Origin of the sequence: Campylobacter troglodytis, assembly GCF_006864425.1 — a bacterium.
GTDB lineage: Bacteria > Campylobacterota > Campylobacteria > Campylobacterales > Campylobacteraceae > Campylobacter_D > Campylobacter_D troglodytis.
Genome location: NZ_QHLI01000293.1, coordinates 1 through 303, shown reverse-complemented (window position 1 = coordinate 303; position 303 = coordinate 1). Strand labels below are relative to the sequence as shown.

General features: G+C 35.0%; 1 protein-coding gene. It reads left to right on the top strand.

The window, feature by feature from the left end; all coding sequences use genetic code 11:
• The coding region (locus tag DMC01_RS14400) for a hypothetical protein (protein WP_185909004.1) at positions 1 to 303 on the top strand (303 nt) is incomplete at both ends.

The window sequence follows — 303 nt, the reverse complement described above, 5'->3', positions numbered from 1 at the left end:
ACCCCCCTTCCAACAGCAGCCCTAGCCATCACAAAGACAAAAATAAATGATTTCTTTGTGAATTTAAGAAATAAGCCAAATGCAAAGGAAGGAAAAATCATAGCCACCCTTTTTTCTCAAGAAGCCATAATCCCTAATATATATTTGGAATTAGACCTAGAGGATAATATAAATCCCCTCTATAAGAGTATGATAACAAAGGGGCAAGCTTGGTATGAAAGAGATGATTTAGGTTCTAGCGATGAGGAGGGGTATTTGCTTTATTATAATTACAAGATGCAAGAGGCTTATTATAAAAAAGAA